The organism is Propionigenium maris DSM 9537 (assembly GCF_027925155.1).
Lineage (GTDB): Bacteria > Fusobacteriota > Fusobacteriia > Fusobacteriales > Fusobacteriaceae > Propionigenium > Propionigenium maris.
The window spans coordinates 258,649-275,329 of sequence record NZ_BSDY01000002.1; the positions used below are offsets into that span (position 1 = coordinate 258,649).

Annotated in this window: 17 protein-coding genes; 10 read left to right on the forward strand and 7 right to left on the reverse strand. The window is 41.8% G+C overall.

What is annotated here, in order from left to right:
• Nucleotides 1-138: 138 nt before the first annotated feature.
• The 3 genes from QMG11_RS03015 to QMG11_RS03025 all read right to left on the reverse strand — a co-directional run bounded on the left by QMG11_RS03015 (nucleotide 139) and on the right by QMG11_RS03025 (nucleotide 1,811).
• Complete coding sequence (locus QMG11_RS03015; protein WP_281833343.1) at nucleotides 139-405, reverse strand: hypothetical protein; 267 nt, start codon at nucleotides 403-405, stop codon at nucleotides 139-141.
• 213 nt (nucleotides 406-618) lie between these two features.
• On the reverse strand, nucleotides 619-882 hold the full coding sequence (locus tag QMG11_RS03020; protein WP_281833345.1) for a hypothetical protein: 264 nt from the start codon (nucleotides 880-882) through the stop codon (nucleotides 619-621).
• Between the two features lie 236 nt (nucleotides 883-1,118).
• Entirely contained in the window at nucleotides 1,119-1,811 is a 693-nt protein-coding gene (locus QMG11_RS03025; RefSeq protein ID WP_281833347.1) for a MurR/RpiR family transcriptional regulator, read from the reverse strand.
• A gap of 310 nt (nucleotides 1,812-2,121) precedes the next feature.
• On the opposite strand from QMG11_RS03025, the gene QMG11_RS03030 reads away from it, so the two are divergent.
• The 7 genes from QMG11_RS03030 to QMG11_RS03060 all read left to right on the forward strand — a co-directional run bounded on the left by QMG11_RS03030 (nucleotide 2,122) and on the right by QMG11_RS03060 (nucleotide 7,668).
• The gene (locus tag QMG11_RS03030) at nucleotides 2,122-2,649 is read left to right on the forward strand and encodes a HutD family protein (protein ID WP_281833348.1); all 528 of its coding nucleotides are present in this window, start codon (nucleotides 2,122-2,124) and stop codon (nucleotides 2,647-2,649) included.
• Nucleotides 2,650-2,710: 61 nt separating this feature from the next.
• On the forward strand, nucleotides 2,711-3,601 hold the full coding sequence (ftcD, locus tag QMG11_RS03035) for a glutamate formimidoyltransferase (RefSeq protein WP_281833349.1): 891 nt from the start codon (nucleotides 2,711-2,713) through the stop codon (nucleotides 3,599-3,601).
• Between the two features lie 26 nt (nucleotides 3,602-3,627).
• A complete protein-coding gene (locus tag QMG11_RS03040; RefSeq protein ID WP_281833350.1) occupies nucleotides 3,628-4,260 on the forward strand; it encodes a cyclodeaminase/cyclohydrolase family protein in 633 nt (210 codons plus the stop codon).
• The gene (locus QMG11_RS03045; protein WP_281833351.1) at nucleotides 4,257-5,921 is read left to right on the forward strand and encodes a formate--tetrahydrofolate ligase; all 1,665 of its coding nucleotides are present in this window, start codon (nucleotides 4,257-4,259) and stop codon (nucleotides 5,919-5,921) included. The genes QMG11_RS03040 and QMG11_RS03045 overlap by 4 nt, the downstream gene beginning before the upstream one ends.
• Nucleotides 5,922-6,081: 160 nt before the next feature.
• The gene (locus QMG11_RS03050; protein ID WP_281833353.1) at nucleotides 6,082-6,345 is read left to right on the forward strand and encodes a hypothetical protein; all 264 of its coding nucleotides are present in this window, start codon (nucleotides 6,082-6,084) and stop codon (nucleotides 6,343-6,345) included.
• 135 nt (nucleotides 6,346-6,480) lie between these two features.
• A complete protein-coding gene (locus QMG11_RS03055; protein WP_281833354.1) occupies nucleotides 6,481-7,284 on the forward strand; it encodes a class I SAM-dependent methyltransferase in 804 nt (267 codons plus the stop codon).
• A 204-nt stretch (nucleotides 7,285-7,488) separates the two neighbouring features.
• The gene (locus QMG11_RS03060) at nucleotides 7,489-7,668 is read left to right on the forward strand and encodes a ferredoxin family protein (RefSeq protein ID WP_281833355.1); all 180 of its coding nucleotides are present in this window, start codon (nucleotides 7,489-7,491) and stop codon (nucleotides 7,666-7,668) included.
• A 426-nt stretch (nucleotides 7,669-8,094) separates the two neighbouring features.
• On the opposite strand, the gene QMG11_RS03065 is transcribed toward QMG11_RS03060, so the two are convergent.
• Nucleotides 8,095-8,286: a hypothetical protein gene (locus QMG11_RS03065; RefSeq protein ID WP_281833356.1), complete on the reverse strand. Its 192-nt coding sequence runs from the start codon at nucleotides 8,284-8,286 to the stop codon at nucleotides 8,095-8,097.
• Between the two features lie 361 nt (nucleotides 8,287-8,647).
• Here QMG11_RS03065 and QMG11_RS03070 point away from each other — a divergent pair, with 361 nt between their 5' ends.
• On the forward strand, nucleotides 8,648-9,454 hold the full coding sequence (locus QMG11_RS03070; protein WP_281833358.1) for a LysM peptidoglycan-binding domain-containing protein: 807 nt from the start codon (nucleotides 8,648-8,650) through the stop codon (nucleotides 9,452-9,454).
• A gap of 40 nt (nucleotides 9,455-9,494) precedes the next feature.
• Here QMG11_RS03070 and QMG11_RS03075 read toward each other — a convergent pair whose 3' ends face one another.
• The 3 genes from QMG11_RS03075 to QMG11_RS03085 are packed head-to-tail and all read right to left on the reverse strand — an operon-like array spanning nucleotide 9,495 to nucleotide 13,302.
• Nucleotides 9,495-10,562: an ABC transporter ATP-binding protein gene (locus QMG11_RS03075; protein ID WP_281833360.1), complete on the reverse strand. Its 1,068-nt coding sequence runs from the start codon at nucleotides 10,560-10,562 to the stop codon at nucleotides 9,495-9,497.
• A 10-nt stretch (nucleotides 10,563-10,572) separates the two neighbouring features.
• The gene (locus QMG11_RS03080; RefSeq protein WP_281833362.1) at nucleotides 10,573-12,264 is read right to left on the reverse strand and encodes an ABC transporter permease; all 1,692 of its coding nucleotides are present in this window, start codon (nucleotides 12,262-12,264) and stop codon (nucleotides 10,573-10,575) included.
• An 18-nt stretch (nucleotides 12,265-12,282) separates the two neighbouring features.
• A complete protein-coding gene (locus QMG11_RS03085) occupies nucleotides 12,283-13,302 on the reverse strand; it encodes an ABC transporter substrate-binding protein (RefSeq protein WP_281833364.1) in 1,020 nt (339 codons plus the stop codon).
• A 97-nt stretch (nucleotides 13,303-13,399) separates the two neighbouring features.
• Between QMG11_RS03085 and QMG11_RS03090 the strand changes: the two genes are divergently transcribed.
• A complete protein-coding gene (locus tag QMG11_RS03090; protein ID WP_281833366.1) occupies nucleotides 13,400-15,967 on the forward strand; it encodes an ATP-binding protein in 2,568 nt (855 codons plus the stop codon).
• Nucleotides 15,964-16,629 (forward strand): response regulator transcription factor, encoded by a 666-nt coding sequence (locus tag QMG11_RS03095; protein WP_281833368.1) that lies wholly within the window; start codon nucleotides 15,964-15,966, stop codon nucleotides 16,627-16,629. The genes QMG11_RS03090 and QMG11_RS03095 overlap by 4 nt, the downstream gene beginning before the upstream one ends.
• Nucleotides 16,630-16,681 lie beyond the last annotated feature (52 nt).

Consider the following 16,681-nt stretch of genomic DNA (forward strand, 5'->3'; position numbering starts at 1 on the left):
GCTTACTCCTATAATTTTTTTCAAACATTATTAGACTATACTAATTTTTAGAGAGTGTTCAGATGAAAATATTCTCTTTTTGGTGTTGTAACGTACAATATTTTACCTTAAATAAAAAAAGCCTCTGGAAAAGGCTTTTTAAAACTTAACTATGATTCTATGACCAGAGGGATTACACCCTAAAAAATCTATCTCAAATTTTTCCTCATAGATAGGTTTCAGTTCGTGGAGCAAGGGCTCTAGAATCCTGTAATCCTCATCTGTGCAGTTTAGGGTGAGGCGGCTGTTTTCATTGATCAAGTAACCTACCTGCCCCCTCTGAATACAGTAGCAATCCCTTACCAGACTTAAGCCGTTCTCATTTAGAAGTTCTTTCAACGATACCATAAACCTATTTATCTTCATAAGCATCCCCCTCCTTCTCTAGTTTAGCCTGAAGAAAGTCAATATTCAACCACCGCTCATCCCACAAATAAACCGAAAACTCAAATAAAAAGCAACGTGATGTTGCATCCTTGTAACCAATTGGAGCACCAATTACTTCACATAATTTTTTCAAATTTAATACTTTCCTTAACAATAAAAAGACCTTTTTATAAAAGGTCTTTTATGGAAAAATTACTTAAAGATATGGGGATTTCTTACCATTATGAAGGTAGGTATCTTGAGGTGCGGTCTGCCACTAGTCCCCGCCGACTCTGCATCGTAACCTCCAGATCTTAAGATCTCCGAAACATCTCCATACTCCTCAGGAATAGCCAGTCGCAGCTCACCCTTTCCGTGCTCTACATAGACCTCCTTAATAGTAGGGTCATACTTGTAATCCCAGGGAACTAATTCAAACTTATGGCTTTTTAAGTAGCCCTTTAATTTTTCAATCATTTAGTGCACCCCCCTTTCTATAAGGTTAACCAAAAAAACAGCAAAAATCAATCTACCTGAACCTGGAAATAGAAGGAAAGTTAGAAGATAACCGGTATATTGTGCTTTAATCCAGATAAAAAGATAGATTCCCTTTAAAGGACACAGTTAGTCCATAGACTAAAAGGAATTGAAGCTGGTACCTCCACTATAGATAGCTCCATAGAAATTCACTTTCTCCTCTCTAGAACATCCCATCAGAGAGACCTCTTCCTCTCCAGGTAGAGCTTAAGCAGCTCTTCAAACCCCAGGATAACATTTCCATAGAAGGGGGTGGGCTGCTTAACTATCCTATTTTCCGTGGATATTCCCTCGATGACAAAGGATACATCTGAGTTTTTAGCTATTGTATTCTCAAACTTCCCTGTAAAACTTACAGTTAAGTAGTCCTTGGGAGAGAGCTCGGCATTTTTTAGGATATTCAGACACTTAACCGACTCCCCTGTGTTGGATATGACTATAAGGGCATCGTAGGTTTTTCCTATTCCGTCAAAAAACAACTTGGAATCTATACAGTCTAAAAGGTGAGATTCTATTCCCATAGTAAATAGTCTGTTATTGATATAGTGTGCCACTATTCCGCTGAACTCCTCTCCGTAAACTGCAATTTTCATATTGAGAAGACAATCTATAAACTTTGTAACCTCTGCCCTGCTCCTCACCCGGTATCTGGAATCTATATCCACTGGCATAAACTCCCTCTTCATCCTCTGGGATCTGAGGGAGTAGGTCATATCTGTATATCCCTTGTAACCCAGTTTTTTTGAGAGCCTCACTATACTGCTTGTGGAGGTATAGGTCTTTTTGGCCACTCCCCTGATGCCAATCTCTATACACTCCTCTATATTATTGCTGATATAGTCAAATATTCTCTCCTCTGTTTCCTTCATAACTTCCCCCATAGCTGACTCCTTTTTTCTTTTTTTGAAAAATGTTTCATCACCAAGCCTTTTAAAAACCACATTTTATAAGCTATCAAAACAAAACATTGAATTTTGAAACAATTAATTATCCAGAAAAAACAATTTCATATATTTAATGAATTTTGATACCCCCGCTTTTATATACTATAACACTAGTATATAACATTAATCTGAGTAAATTAAAGATGCTTTTTTCACCACAAGATAGGGGGTAAGATTTATCCCTAAAAAGAGAAGCACTTAAAATATAGCGCTCAGTAAGTAAAGCAGGTGGAGGATGGACAGAAAAAATCTCAGAAATATAGAGGGAAGACCCTGGAGTGGTGGGACCACAAGGGAGATCTACAGAGACCAGGAGGATTTTAACCTAAGGATATCCAGTGCAGTTATAGACCCTGGAGCAAGTAAGTTTTCAGACTACTCTGGATACAGGAGAATCCTGAAGGTCCTTGAGGGAGAGGTAAATCTCCGAAAGCAAGAAGAAATTATTAAGCTGGATAGGGAGAGAGTCCTCTTATTTGGCGGCGAGGAGGATATCTACTCTGAAAGTAGCTCCAGTGTACTGGATTTCAATGTGATATTCAGGGAGGACAGGGTTAAACCATCCTTTCTAGAAGTAAGAAAAAAAGCAACTCTCATTACCAGAGACATAGTGTTTATCCTTTCTCTTGAGGAGGGATCCAAGGTAGAGTTCAAGGGTAGCTGCTCCACACTGGATAGATATGACCTTTTTCTTCTAAGGGAGGAGGAGGAGAAACATATGGAATTAATAGGAAAGTTCATAGTGGTTACCTGGAACATTTAGTCAAAAATTACTTTTTATTATATAGATTATTTTAAATATCAGTTAAGAGGGGGAGATTGATGTGGCAAAGATAGTACAGTGTGTACCTAACTACAGTGAGGGAAGAGATTTAGAGAAGGTAGAGAAGATAGTTGCTTCCTACAAGAACAGAGAGGGGGTAAAACTTCTCAGCTGTGAGCCAGATGCAGACTATAACAGAACTGTAGTGACGGTAATAGGGGATCCCGTTGCTGTAGCAGAAGCAGTTGTGGAATCAGCAGGGGTTGCAGCAGAGGTTATAGACATGACAACACACAGCGGAGAGCACTCTAGAATGGGAGCTATCGATGTGGTTCCATTTATACCTATTAAGGATATGACTATGGATGAGTGTGTGGATATAGCTAAGAAGGTTGGAGAGGAGTTATTCCAAAAACACGGAATTCCTGTATTCCTATATGAGGAGGCTGCTACAAGACCTGAGAGAACAAACCTTGCCAAGGTTAGAAAGGGGCAATTTGAGGGAATGCCTGAGAAGTTAAAGGATCCTCAGTGGCACCCTGATTTTGGAAGAGATGAGATCCACCCGAGAGCAGGAGTTACAGCTGTGGGGGCAAGGATGCCACTGGTAGCTTACAATATCGACCTGGACACAAGCAACCTGGAGATCGGTAAGAAGATCGCCGCTGCAATAAGACACTCTGGTGGAGGGTTCAGATATATTAAAGCTGGAGCTGTGGAAACTAAGGGAATCATTCAGGTGACTATGAATATAACAAACTACAAGAAGACATCTATCTACAGGGTGTTTGAAACTGTAAAGATGGAAGCTAAGAGATATGGAGTACATGTAACTGGAAGTGAGATAGTTGGGCTGGCTCCTATGGAGGCCTTTGTGGAAAGTGCTGAGTACTACCTAGGACTATACGGTTTCTCAAAGGATAAGGTGCTAGAAACTCACCTTATGGACTAATCATTTCTACTAAATAGGAGGATAATATGAAATTAATGGATAAAAATATAAGGGACTTTATAGCTGAGGTAGATTCATCCTCTCCTGCACCAGGAGGGGGAAGCGTATCTGCCCTTGCAGGATCTTTAGGGGCATCCCTTTCGAGGATGGTGGGACACCTCACTGTAAACAAGAAGAAGTTCAAGGGTCTTTCAGAGGAGATCCAGGGGGAGTTCATAAGAAGGTTTGAGGAACTTGAGGGTGTAAAGGATGAGCTGAATATCCTGGTAGACAGAGACACGGAAGCCTTCAACCTGGTAATGGCAGCATTCAAGCTTCCCAAGGAGACAGATGAGGAGAAGGCAGCCAGGGGAGAAGCTATAGAAAAAGCTACCTATAAGGCTATAGAGGTACCAATGGCAATAGCTGAAAACTCCTACAAGGGACTGGAACTAATAGGATACTTCCTGGAGTATGGTAATAAGAATGCCATTACAGACCTTGGAGTATCGGCACTACTACTGTCTGCAGCACTGGAGGGGGCTGTTCTAAATGTAAAGATAAACCTTCCTGGGATAACAGATGAAGCCTATGTTAGCGAGGTATCAGGTAAGTGCAACAAGCTTGTAGAAGAGGGAGACAGGATAAAGAGAGAGATAATGGGGGGAATCAAACTATGAAAAACGATATCACAATAGCACAAGAAGCAACGATCTTAAAGATCAACGAGATTGCAGCTAAGATCGGACTTGGTGAAGACGACTACGATCAATATGGAAAGTATAAGGCGAAGGTTGACTCAAACCTTCTTAAGAGATTAGAGGACAAGAAGGATGGTAAATTAATCCTTGTAACTGCAATCACTCCTACTCCAGCTGGAGAGGGGAAGTCCACTGTAAGTGTGGGACTTACTCAGGCATTGAACAGACTTGGAAAGAACTCCATAGCAGCTCTTAGAGAACCATCTCTAGGACCGGTATTTGGTATCAAGGGGGGAGCTACAGGAGGAGGACACTCTCAGGTAATTCCAATGGAGGATATAAATCTTCACTTTACAGGGGACCTTCACGCAATTGGAGTGGCACACAACCTAATCTCAGCTTGTCTAGACAACCACATCAAGCAGGGAAATGACCTGGATATAGATGTAACAAAGATCACATGGAAGAGAGTTATGGATATGAATGACAGAACTCTTAGAAATATAGTAGTAGGAATGGGAGGAGCTCCAAGTGGAATCCCTAGACAGGATTCCTTCCAGATAACAGTGGCTTCCGAGATAATGGCTGCCCTTTGTCTGGCAAACTCTCTAGCAGACCTTAAAGTAAGGATCTCCAAGATGGTTCTTGGATACACAAGGGGAGGAGCTCTTGTTAGAGTTGGTGACCTTGAGATAGAGGGAGCTGTAACAGCTCTTCTTAAAGAGGCTATCAAGCCAAACCTTGTTCAGACCCTAGAAAATACCCCGGTATTTATCCACGGTGGGCCATTTGCAAATATCGCCCACGGGTGTAACTCGGTAATGGCTACCAAGCTGGCTCTTAAGTTATCCGACTACACTGTAACTGAAGCTGGATTTGCAGCTGACCTGGGAGCGGAAAAGTTCCTGGACATCAAGTGTAGAAAGGCTGGAATTACACCAAATGCAGTGGTTATCGTAGCTACTGTAAGAGCTCTTAAGCACCACGGTGGAGCCAAGGATCTTTCTGTGGAAAACCTAGATGCCCTTTCAGCTGGACTTGCTAACCTGGATAAGCATATAGAGAATATGAAGAAGTTCAACCTGCCTGTGGTGGTTGCTATGAACAGATTCCTTACAGATACAGATGCAGAGTTTGATCTAATAAGAGAGAGATGCGAAGAACACGGAGTACCGGTAGCTCTTTGTGATGTATGGGCTAACGGAGGAGCAGGGGGAGAGGAGCTTGCTCAGATGGTTCTAGTAGAGATAGAGAAGGGAGAGGACAACTATACTCCACTCTATGAGCTAGACCTTCCGGTAGCTGAAAAGATCGAAAAGATCGCCAAGGAGATCTACGGTGCTGACGGTGTAACCTTCTCAGCTAAGGCTAAAAAGATGCTAAAGACTCTAGAGGACTTTGGTTACAACAACCTTCCAGTGTGTATGTCCAAAACTCAGAAGTCAATCTCAGACAATGCAAGTCTTCTGGGAAGACCTAGCGGGTTTACAGTAAATATCAACGAGCTGAGACTTTCAGCTGGAGCTGGATTTGTAGTAGCTATGGCTGGAAATATAATTGATATGCCTGGATTGCCAAAGAAGCCTGCAGCAAGCCTTATAGACATCGATGATAATGGAAAGATCAGCGGACTATTTTAAGGATAAGTATTAAATTAAAAACCATCCTGGTTCTTGAGAGAAACACTCTTGAGACCTGGATGGTTTTTCTTATTTAAATACCTCTGAACCCCTAAATTGATTTTTCCTAAAATTGAAGTTAGACTTAAATGGCACAAAAATCATTAAAAGGGGTGATTTGATGAGGGAAAAATTGGTCTCCAGCCTTATAGATGCATTTGACCACAAGGGACTTAAGGTTGTTGAGGAGGGAGATACTCTGAAAACAAATGAAGTTAGATATGAGTTTATTGGAGAAGATGTAATTCAATTAAACTACCGAGACTGCCCACACACTAAGATCGTTGAATCTATTGAGGGCTTTAAACTCTTTGTCCCCTATATAGATCTTAAGTGCGACTATGGAATTAAGGATGACGACCACTGCCTCTGGATTAAGTTTTAACCTGCAACTCCTCTCCCATTGGGAGAGGAGTTTTTTTTATGAAATTATCCTCATCATCCTTATTGACTTTCAACTCTTCATAGAGTAATAGAGTCGTGGGTTACATACTTGATTAGTGTGAACAGAGGAGGACCTATGAATAAAATTAAAAGATATATAGAGGCCAATAGGGAAGCCTGGGAGGAGGCCTTTGATTACCATGAGAGAGCCAAGGGCAGGGAGTGGCTGGAAAACTTCTCCTCCAGGGACTACACTACCTTTTCCCCCTTTGAAAAGGATATCTACTCACGACTGGACCTCAGGGGGAGATCTGTTGTTCAGGCTCCCTGTAACAATGGTAGGGAGATCATATCCCTTTTAAACCTAGGAGCTGAGTATGGTTCCGGCTTTGATATCTCAGGGAAGAATATAACCTTTGCCAATAAGCTGAAGGAGGTTTCAGACTCCAATGTGGATTTTTACAGGAGCGATGTCTATGAGATAGATGAAAAACACTTTGGAAGGTTTGATATTGGGATAATCTCTGTGGGGTCCTTCAACTGGATGCCAAACCTTAAGGAGTATCTCGAGGTCTATAAAAATCTATTGAAGGAGGGAGGAGAGCTACTTATCTTGGAGATGCATCCCATTACAACGGTATTCCCCTACTCCCTCCAAGGGAAGCAGGAGATAATCTTTGAGGAGAGCTACTTCAATCGTTCCCCCTATAGGTCCAACCAGAGTCTGGACTACTATGGGGGTACAGAGTACAGGAGTAGGGATAAATATGAGTTCCAGCATACCATGGGCGATATTATCCAGACCCTTGTAGAGTTAGACCTTCAAATAGCTGAGTTTGAAGAACACCCCGAAGACCTGGGGGGAGGTCATGAGTACCTGGAAGAGGGAGAGATGATACCCCTGAGCTACCACCTTTGGGCTAAAAAGAAGTCAAAATAGAGGGGTTCCCTTTAGCCTAGTGATAACTATATTTTTTTATTCTAATAAAAAGAAAAGTATTATTTTTATGGTATAGATTCAGTGAGAGTGATTTTTAGTGAAGGAATGAACAAGTATGAACAGGGAAGAGGCTGCAGACTCTAAAAGGTTAGCCGCAGCTTTGTGGGAAATATTTTTAATCTAGATCGGAGAAGGAGGTTAAGGATGTCTTACAGAATTGATTTGGATCTATGTGTTGCATGCGGAGCTTGCGAGCCCCTATGCCCAGTGGACTGCATCTCAGAGGCAGCTAAGGGGAAGAGAGTCATAGACGAAGGCACCTGCATCGACTGCAGTGCCTGTGCAGGACTATGTCCAGTGAACTGTATAGCCCACATAGAGTAGAAGCTATTAAGAAAGTTCCATATTGGGGTATGGAACTTTTTTAATTTCTTATAGATGAAAGGGTTTCACCCTTCTCGCCATATAGTTTAAATACTGCTACAGTAAAAGGACTAACCCTCATAATCTCCCATACTTCCCCTCCTCCGGAAACGTTCGATCATTTTAAGTTGATTATTTTTAAAATTTAATATATACTACCCAACGATGGTTTAGAAGAGTTAAGTTAAGCAGGAGGAAGATCGATGGCGTATGTAGTAATCATTGGGTTATTTTTAGTAGCAGTAACCTTTATCATGGATAAATGATATAGTTTCATATAGATTAAAGGGAGTTTCTCCAATGGGAAGCTCCTTTTTATTTTCCCTATAAAAATAAAAGGAGACCTTCTACGGTCTCCCTCTCTATTTTAAACTCTCATGGATCTTCTTAATATATCTTGTAGTACTCAATTGAATTCATATTGATGGTCAGACTATCTCCCGGAGTTCTGTTTAAAAGCATCTTATCCTGAGTAATCTCTATGTCTGTTAGATCTTTGAAAAACGTCTGCTTTTTATTCTTATAGAGAATAAAGATAGTTGAATTAGTCCTAGTGTGGTTCTCCTTAGATATTTTCATAGTAAACTCCTTTTTAAAGCTGATCTTCTTAATAGATTATACTTCCATAAATGGGTCTGAGGTATACATCAATTTAATTATTTATCCATTCATATTTTCTACCTACCTACCTATAAAATAAAGGGTTTATATTTATATTTATGTTCTATTTTTTTGAATTTTCATCGAGTTTTTCTCTTATTTTCCATATTTCCCCCTCCTTCCGCTGGTGTTATTTCTATCCTCGATCTCACTGAATGTGAATATCGGACAAGCCCCTCCTTGTCAAAAGATATTTTTTCCTTTATAATGTTGCGTAATAAGAGATTAAAAAGGAACAAATCATCCAACATAAAAGATTCTTAAAGGGAGAGTTAGTGTTTTGAGGAAAAAACTTATATTTTTATTTTTACTAGTATTTACAGCCATATCTTTTTCAAAAACCCACAAGGTAAGAGCAGGAGATAACCTGGAGATTATCAGCAGAAAGTACAATATCAGTGTAAGTCAGCTAATGGTAAGAAACCAGCTTCCTTCAAGCAATATAAAGCAGGGGGAACTGCTGGATGTAGGGGGAGACGGCTACCACATAGTTGTTTATGGGGAGAGTCTCTCTAAGATCGCCAGAAGGTATAACCTCACCCCGGCAAAACTAATAGATCTAAATAACCTCAGGGGAAGGACTATCCATCCAGGTCAAAAACTTAAAGTTAAAAGTACCTCAAAAACCACTAAAAAGGTGGCTAGAGAAGCTCCTGAAAAAAGCATAGCCTACAATGGACATAATTATTTTTCAATAAAGGAGTTTGTAGACAAGGAAACCTACCAGAGATTTGGAGCTAAAAGTGTATGGTTTATAGACAAGAATCTTATCGCCCAGATGAATCAGCTGAGGGAACTCTTTGGGAGAAGGATAACTATAAATACCTGGGCCAATGGGGGCAGGTTTCAGTGGAGGGGATTCAGAACTCCTGATTCCCCTGTCTACACAAAATATTCCTCCCACTCCTTTGGAAGAGCTGTGGACTTTGATGTGGAAGGTCTTTCAGCTCCCCAGGCCAGGAAGCAGATCATACAGTGGTACAGGGAGGGGATCCTTACCTCTAAATCCATCAACCTGGAGGTAGAGGTAAACTGGGTACACCTGGATATAAGAAATGGGGAGGGTCTGAGAACCTTCAGACCTTAATAGTAGTAAAAAAGACACTGATAGCAGTGTCTTTTTTTTATTAAAGTATATGTATAGAAGCTGCATCCAGGGAGAATCTCAGGGATTCATCCACTGCCACCATACTCTTGTTTTTAGGGTTGTTCAGAGAGATCTCCAGAGGTTTTCCAAAGAAGTTTACCTCATACTCATGGTGAGCTCCCATGAACATACTCTTACCTACCTTAGCTGTGAAGTTCCCCTCCTCGGAAACTTCAATTGCCTCAGGTCTTACTACGATCTCTACCTTATCCCCAAGCTGGTATTCCTTGGACTTCTCCACTGAGTAAGGTACACCATGGACATCTATTGTATATCCATCCTCCCCTACCTCCTTTATTACTGCTTCCAGGATATTGGCTCTTCCTATGAAGTTAGCTACAAAGGAGTTCGCTGGCTTCTGATAGATCTCTGTAGGAGACCCCACCTGCTCTATAACTCCGTCCTTCATGATAACTACCTTATCCGACAATCCCATAGCTTCAGACTGGTCGTGGGTAACGTAGATAGAGGTGATACCTACCTCCTGCTGGAGCTTTCTGATTTCATCCCTCATGTGAAGTCTGAGCTTAGCATCCAGGTTTGAAAGGGGCTCATCGAAGAGAAGTACTCCCGGTTCCATTACAAGGGCACGGGCAAGGGATACTCTCTGCTGCTGTCCTCCAGACATCTGAGATGGTACACGCTCTGCAAACTCCTCCATCTTCATCAGGTGAAGTATCTTCTCCACCCTTGCCTCCACCTCTTCTTTAGGAAGCTTCTGAAGCTTCAGCCCATAGGCTATATTGTCAAAAACATTCATGTGTGGGAAGAGGGCATAGTTCTGGAATACCATGGCCGTATCTCTCTTATCTGGAGTCAGCCTCTCGATATTCTCATCTCCTATGAAGATATGCCCATCAGTGGGCACTTCAAATCCTGCAAGCATTCTAAGGGTAGTTGTCTTTCCGCACCCAGAAGGCCCCAGAAGACACACAAACTCTCCCGGCTGGATATCCAGGTTTATATTGTTTACAGCCTTTACCTGTCTGTTTTTATCTGTAACAAATACTTTACTTATATTTTCAAACTTAACTCTTTTAGCATTCATATTTTAACTCCTAATTTTCAGATATTTCATTTATTCCAAGCATCTTTAGTACCACTTTCATTACAAGTATCATCACTGCAACTATCACTATAAGGATGGTACAGTAAGCTGAAGCCACCCCTATCTTACCTACATCTATCTGGTTCATGATAGCTACCGTCAGCAGGTTATACTTAGCCGATACCAGGAATATAATGGTACTAACAAGGGTCATACTTCTTACAAAGGCATAGATCAGTCCGCTGAAGAAAGCAGGCTTTATCATTGGAAGGGTTATAGATGTAAATACCTTCCTACTGTTGGCTCCCAGCACACTTGCCGCTTCCTCTATGGAAGGGTCGATCTGCTGAAGGGAAGCCATGGCAGATCTGATACCTATAGGCATACTTCTCATTATAAAGGCTATGACCAGTATAATGGCCGTTCCAGTAAGAACAAGGGGTTTCTTATTATATGTTATTACATATCCAAGCCCCACTATAGTTCCCGGTATAGCTATTGCCATCATAGTTGTAAACTCGATAAAGCTTCTTCCCACAAATCTCTTTCTCACTATAAGGAAGGCTATTATCATAGCAAAGAGACCTGTTATAGGAGTAGATATCAGAGCAAGGGCTGTGGTATCCACTATAGGCTTCATTCCCATATTAAGTACATACCTGTAGTTATCCAGGGATAGGGAGTAGTCCACACCCCAGAGCTTTATAAATGATCCTATTGGAATTAGGATATACATGAGAATAACCAGAACTGTAAGAGCCATCATAGAGGAGAAGATAGGAAGCCACACCTTGGTGTCTCCCATAAGTTCCCTCTTCTTGGCTACCTTACCTGTTACAGTAACATAGGATTTTTTGCTTATATAGTATTTCTGAGTGACAAATATACTGATGGAGATCAGAAGAAGTACCATGGACAGAGCTGTTGCTCCTCCCATATCGTAGTTTCCTATTCCCTGAAGATATATCTGTACTGCAGCTACAGTATAGTTTCCACCAATTACCATAGGGTTACCAAAGTCCGCTATGGACTGGATAAATATTACAAGAAAGGCATTGGCAAGCCCTGGCATCATAAGGGGCAGGGTTACCGTTCTGAATACATCCCATCTGGAAGCTCCAAGGTCTCTAGAGGCTTCCTCTACGGAAGGATCTATCTTGGACAGAAGCCCCACCAGCATAAGGTAGGCTACCGGGAAGAATGTAAGAAACTGTACAAGCACCAGTCCGTGGAACCCGTATATGTCAAAGTTTCTTATTCCCAGAAGTTCTCTGGTGATAAACCCTCTTCTACCAAAGAGTAAGATAGCTGACAGAGCAACCACGAATGGAGGTGATATTATAGGTAGTATCGCTATAGAAGAAAACAACCTCTTCACAGGAAGCTTTACATAGGTAAGTCCATATGCAAAGAAAAATCCTGCCACAGTAGCTAGAGTTGCCGTTGTTACCCCAAGCTTCAATGTATTGTATAGTATGGATATATTTTCCCTCATGCTGGCTATATTTTTATAGTGCTCCAGGGAAACCCTTCCATTGTAGGTAAAGCTGGAGTTCAATATGCTCATAAGAGGCAGTAGTATGAATAGTGTTATTACTATGAGAGTAAATACTATTGTTGAAAATAATATGGGGTCATTAAATAACTTCTTCATATTTTTAAGTTCTGTTTTTAATTTCAATGAAAATAAGTTCACTTCCACTCTGTTACTCCTTTGTTATTATTTAGTTGGAGCAGTAGTCTTACTTACTCTACTAAACTCTTCTATCAATCTTCTTCTGTTAAGTCCTGCCCACTCAAAGTCATAATCTATTAACTTAGTGTCCTTGATCTCCATAGCTTCCTTTGGAGGTACAGCTTCAGAGTTTGTTAGGAACTGATATGATCCTACAGTCTGACCCATCTCCTGAGCTTTCTTAGACAGTGCCCAGTCGATAAACTTCTTTGCATTTTCAGAGTCTGGTCCATTCTTCAGAAGGGCTACCGCTCCGATCTCAAATCCTGTTCCCTCAGCTGGAGCAGCTATGATTATATCCTTGTATCCTTCCTTTCTGTACTTTATAGCGTCGTGAAGGAAAGTGATTCCAACTCCTGCTTCTCCCAGTCCAACCATTCTTCCTGGAGCTGTTCCAGATTTAGTATACTGTCTTACCTGCTTATTAAGCTTTTGCATATACTCCATACCTTCCTGCTCTCCCATAAGCTGTACTACAGTAGAAAGCATTGTATATGCTGTACCAGATGATCCAGGGTGTGCTGTTACAACCTCTCCAGTATACTCAGGCTTTAACAGGTCCTCCCAAGACTTAGGCATCTCTGCACCGATCTCCTCTAACACAGATTTGTTTCCAACAAATCCAAGATATCCAACGTATATTCCAGTCCATGTCCCGTCTGCATCCTTAAAGTTAGCAGGTATCTTCTCTGCTACAGGAGACTTATATGCTTCAATTAGCCCTTCCTCATCAGCTGCTACAAAGGCATCCACTGGACCTCCATACCATACCGATGCTGACATATTATCCTTTTCAGCTCTTACCCTTGCAAGAGTCTCCCCGCTACTCATTCTTACAAACTCAGTCTTTATACCAGTTTCCTTTTCAAACTCCTTTACAGCCATGGCAGCGTGATCCTCCATAAGACCTGCATAGATAAGAAGCTTCTCCTCCTTAGCTTCCTCCTTTCCACAACCTGCTAGTGCAACTGCAAGTACCACTAAAGCCAAAAATAACTTTTTCATTAAAATTCCTCCTTTTAAATTCACTAATTATTTTATACAATGAAGTTGTTACAAAACAGTTACACTTTTATAAAATTTGAACATATGGAGTGAAAAAATGTTAATCGTCTTCTTGATGCTAATATCCATCGTCACCTCCGCCCAGGAGATTCTTGTTTTAAATTTCAGCCAAAAGGGAGTTGCAAAATACGACAGGCTGATCCAGGGATTGGAGGAGAATATAGAAATAAATCAAAATCTGGAGATCGAGTACCTGGATCTTCTGAAAAATAACACACCAGAATATAGAGGGAGGCTTAGGGATCTCTATTCATATAAGTATGGGAAGGAGAACTTTGACCATGTGCTGGTTATAGGAAAGAATGTGGAGGGTAACTTCGAGGAACTCTTTTCCTCGGAGAGCTTCATCTATCTGGAGAGTAATTTCGGGAAGAGCAACCTGAAGATCAAGGAGGTAAGCCTGGAGGATTATGTAGAAAAGATCATACAGATCCATCCAAACCTCAAGCAGGTATACCTCTACTCCCTCCCAGAAGCCAAGCTTGAAAAGCTGCAGAAAAGATACAAGATGATAAGCTTCTATGAGGTTGAAAGGGAGGATTACAAGGAGATCTCCAAACTGAAGTCCTACAACAACAGTAGTATAGTTATCCTGGGGGAGAAGCTTCCAGGAAGGGAACCTGTTCCAAACCCTCCCGTGTACTCCTATAAGATAATTCCCAGAGAGGAATATACCATCTCCCTCATAAGGGACTACTACAGTGCTGGAAAAAATCTTGCTCTTACCCTTGCTGGAAGCAACGGGGGGGACCTTAAGGACATCTCCTATATGGTAAACAGGGAGAAGGTTGCCAGGTACAATATCTACCTGGAACCCCTGGGAGACAGGGTTACCTACTTCGAGGGAAACTTTATAGAGATAGATAAGACCAAACTTATCCATACCCTCCTCATTGTATTTATAGTACTCAACATTATATTTATAGTGATAGGGATCTACTGGAGAAAGCTCCTTGTAAAATATAAGAGGCTGAAGGTTGTGGCCGAGGAGAGCAGCAGGGTGAAGGACAAATTCCTAGCCAATATGACCCATGAGCTGAGAACTCCTCTAAATGGTATCCTGGGAATGACTGAGCTTATGATAAGACACAAGCCCAACAAGAGGCTGGAGATAATCGACGGATCTGCAAAACACCTGCTTTCCATAGTAAATGATATCCTGGACCTCTCAAAGTTAAATGCCACCGAGGAATCCATCAACCTCTCTCTGGTTGATATAAGAAGTCTTGTAAATGAGATAATCTACCTCTTTACCAAGGAGAAGAATATAGGGATAGAGTGTTTTGTGGATATGAAGACTCCCCAGAAGGTCTATACCGACTATATAAAGGTAAAGAAGATCCTTATAAACCTAATGGGTAATGCCATAAAGTATACCGACCGGGGAAGGGTTTCCCTAAAGATTGAGGTTGTTACCCAGAGTGCCAGCGAAGCTGCCCTGAGGTTCAGCGTTACAGATACTGGAATCGGTATTCCCCGTAACAAGATCCATAAGATCTTTGAAAGTTTTCACCAGGTTGAAAGGTTTCACTCAAGGGGCTATGGAGGAACAGGGCTGGGACTTACAATTGTAAAGAAGCTGCTGGATGTAATGGAGAGCACCCTCAAGATAGAGAGCAGGGTAGGCAAGGGAAGCACCTTCTCCTTTCAGCTAAATACAAAGATAGGGGATACTGCCTTTGAAAACAACAAGCCCACTGCTATTCTTGTGAGCAATCACAGCACCAGGCTGGCTGAGGAGTTTTCCAGGATGGATATAGAGTGTATCCTTGCAGATGAGGAGGAGGCTGAGGAGATAGCTGCTGAGATCGAAGGGGCTGTTATCTACTCCGATGCCAAAGTTGATCTGCCCGGGATAAAGCTTATTGATAGTATCGAGGAGAGCTACTCCCTCAGGGGGGAGGAGTTCCTCACTCTAAATCCCTTTATAAATATAAACCTCATTCCAGAGAAGAAGAGAGTAGCAGAGCAGACCCACACACTACTTCAGGGAAGGATTCTTGTAGTTGAAGATAACAGGATCAATGTAAAGGTGCTCTCGGAGTTTCTAAAGGATAAGGTAGAAGTAAGGGTGGCCTATAGCGGAGCTGAAGCCAGAAGCTACGACCTCAGGGATTTTGATCTCATCCTAATGGATATAGAGCTTCCAGACACCACTGGAATAGAACTTGCCAGGGAGCTGGATACAGATATTCCCATTGTAGCCCTCACTGCTCACTCAGTGGAGGAGTTTAAAACCCGGGCTTTGGAAGCTGGAATGGCCGACTTCCTAACTAAGCCCATTAACTTCAAGAAACTGGAGTTTTTACTGAAAAAATATCTCAACTCAGATATCCACCTCCTAAGAGAGGACTATGGAGATGAGTTTTTGGATGAGCTCATAGATTCATTCCTCATAGAATATGACGCCTCTCTCCCTCTGATAGAAAAGGGAAGCAGAGATGTCCTGCATAAGCTCAAGGGAAGCCTGGGATACTTCAATGATTCCAGACTTCTACATCTGCTGGATGAGGTGGAGAAAAGTGGAGAAAATACCCAGGAGCTCTCAAGCTACCTGGCATCCTTCACAGAAAACCTTAGAAGATACAGGAGGAGAAAGCGATGAATATTTTAGTAGTGGACGACAGCTTAGTGGTCAGGCGTCTTATTGAAACTACCCTGAAGCAGGAGTTTGGCAGGATCCATACAGCTGTATGCGGAGAGTCTGCCCTGGCCTCTGTCCTTCTCCATAAACCCGCAATAGTTATACTGGATATTATGATGCCCAATATCTCAGGGATAGATGTTTGCCTCAAGATAAGAAATAATCCCAAGGTCTATGGGGACCCCTATATCATCATGCTCACAGGTAAAGATGACGACGACGATGTTATCTCTGGATTTGAAGCTGGTGCAGATGACTATCTGAAGAAACCCTTTAATCCTAGGGAGCTCTCTCTCAGGGTAAAGGCCTCCCTCCGTAAGAGCAGAACGACAAATTCAACTCTTTACTATAAGAATATCACCCTCTTTAAAAACTCCCGGAGAGTAGAGGTAGACGGTACGGAAGTTAAGCTCTCCAGCAGGCTCTTCAACCTTCTATCATTTTTAATTGAAAATACGGGGATCTCCCTTTCCAGGGAGCGTATCTATCTCCAGGTGTGGGAGGAGGAGTTTCTCAAGGGAAACAGAACTGTGGATGTGTATATGAGAAGACTTAAGGATAAGGTCCCCCAGTTGGAGGGAGAGATCAACAGTCAGAGCGGTTTCGGATATAGACTGGGCTAAAGGACCTGCCCCCTTTGACATTGAGGAAGGTAGAGTTTATAATTACTTAGAA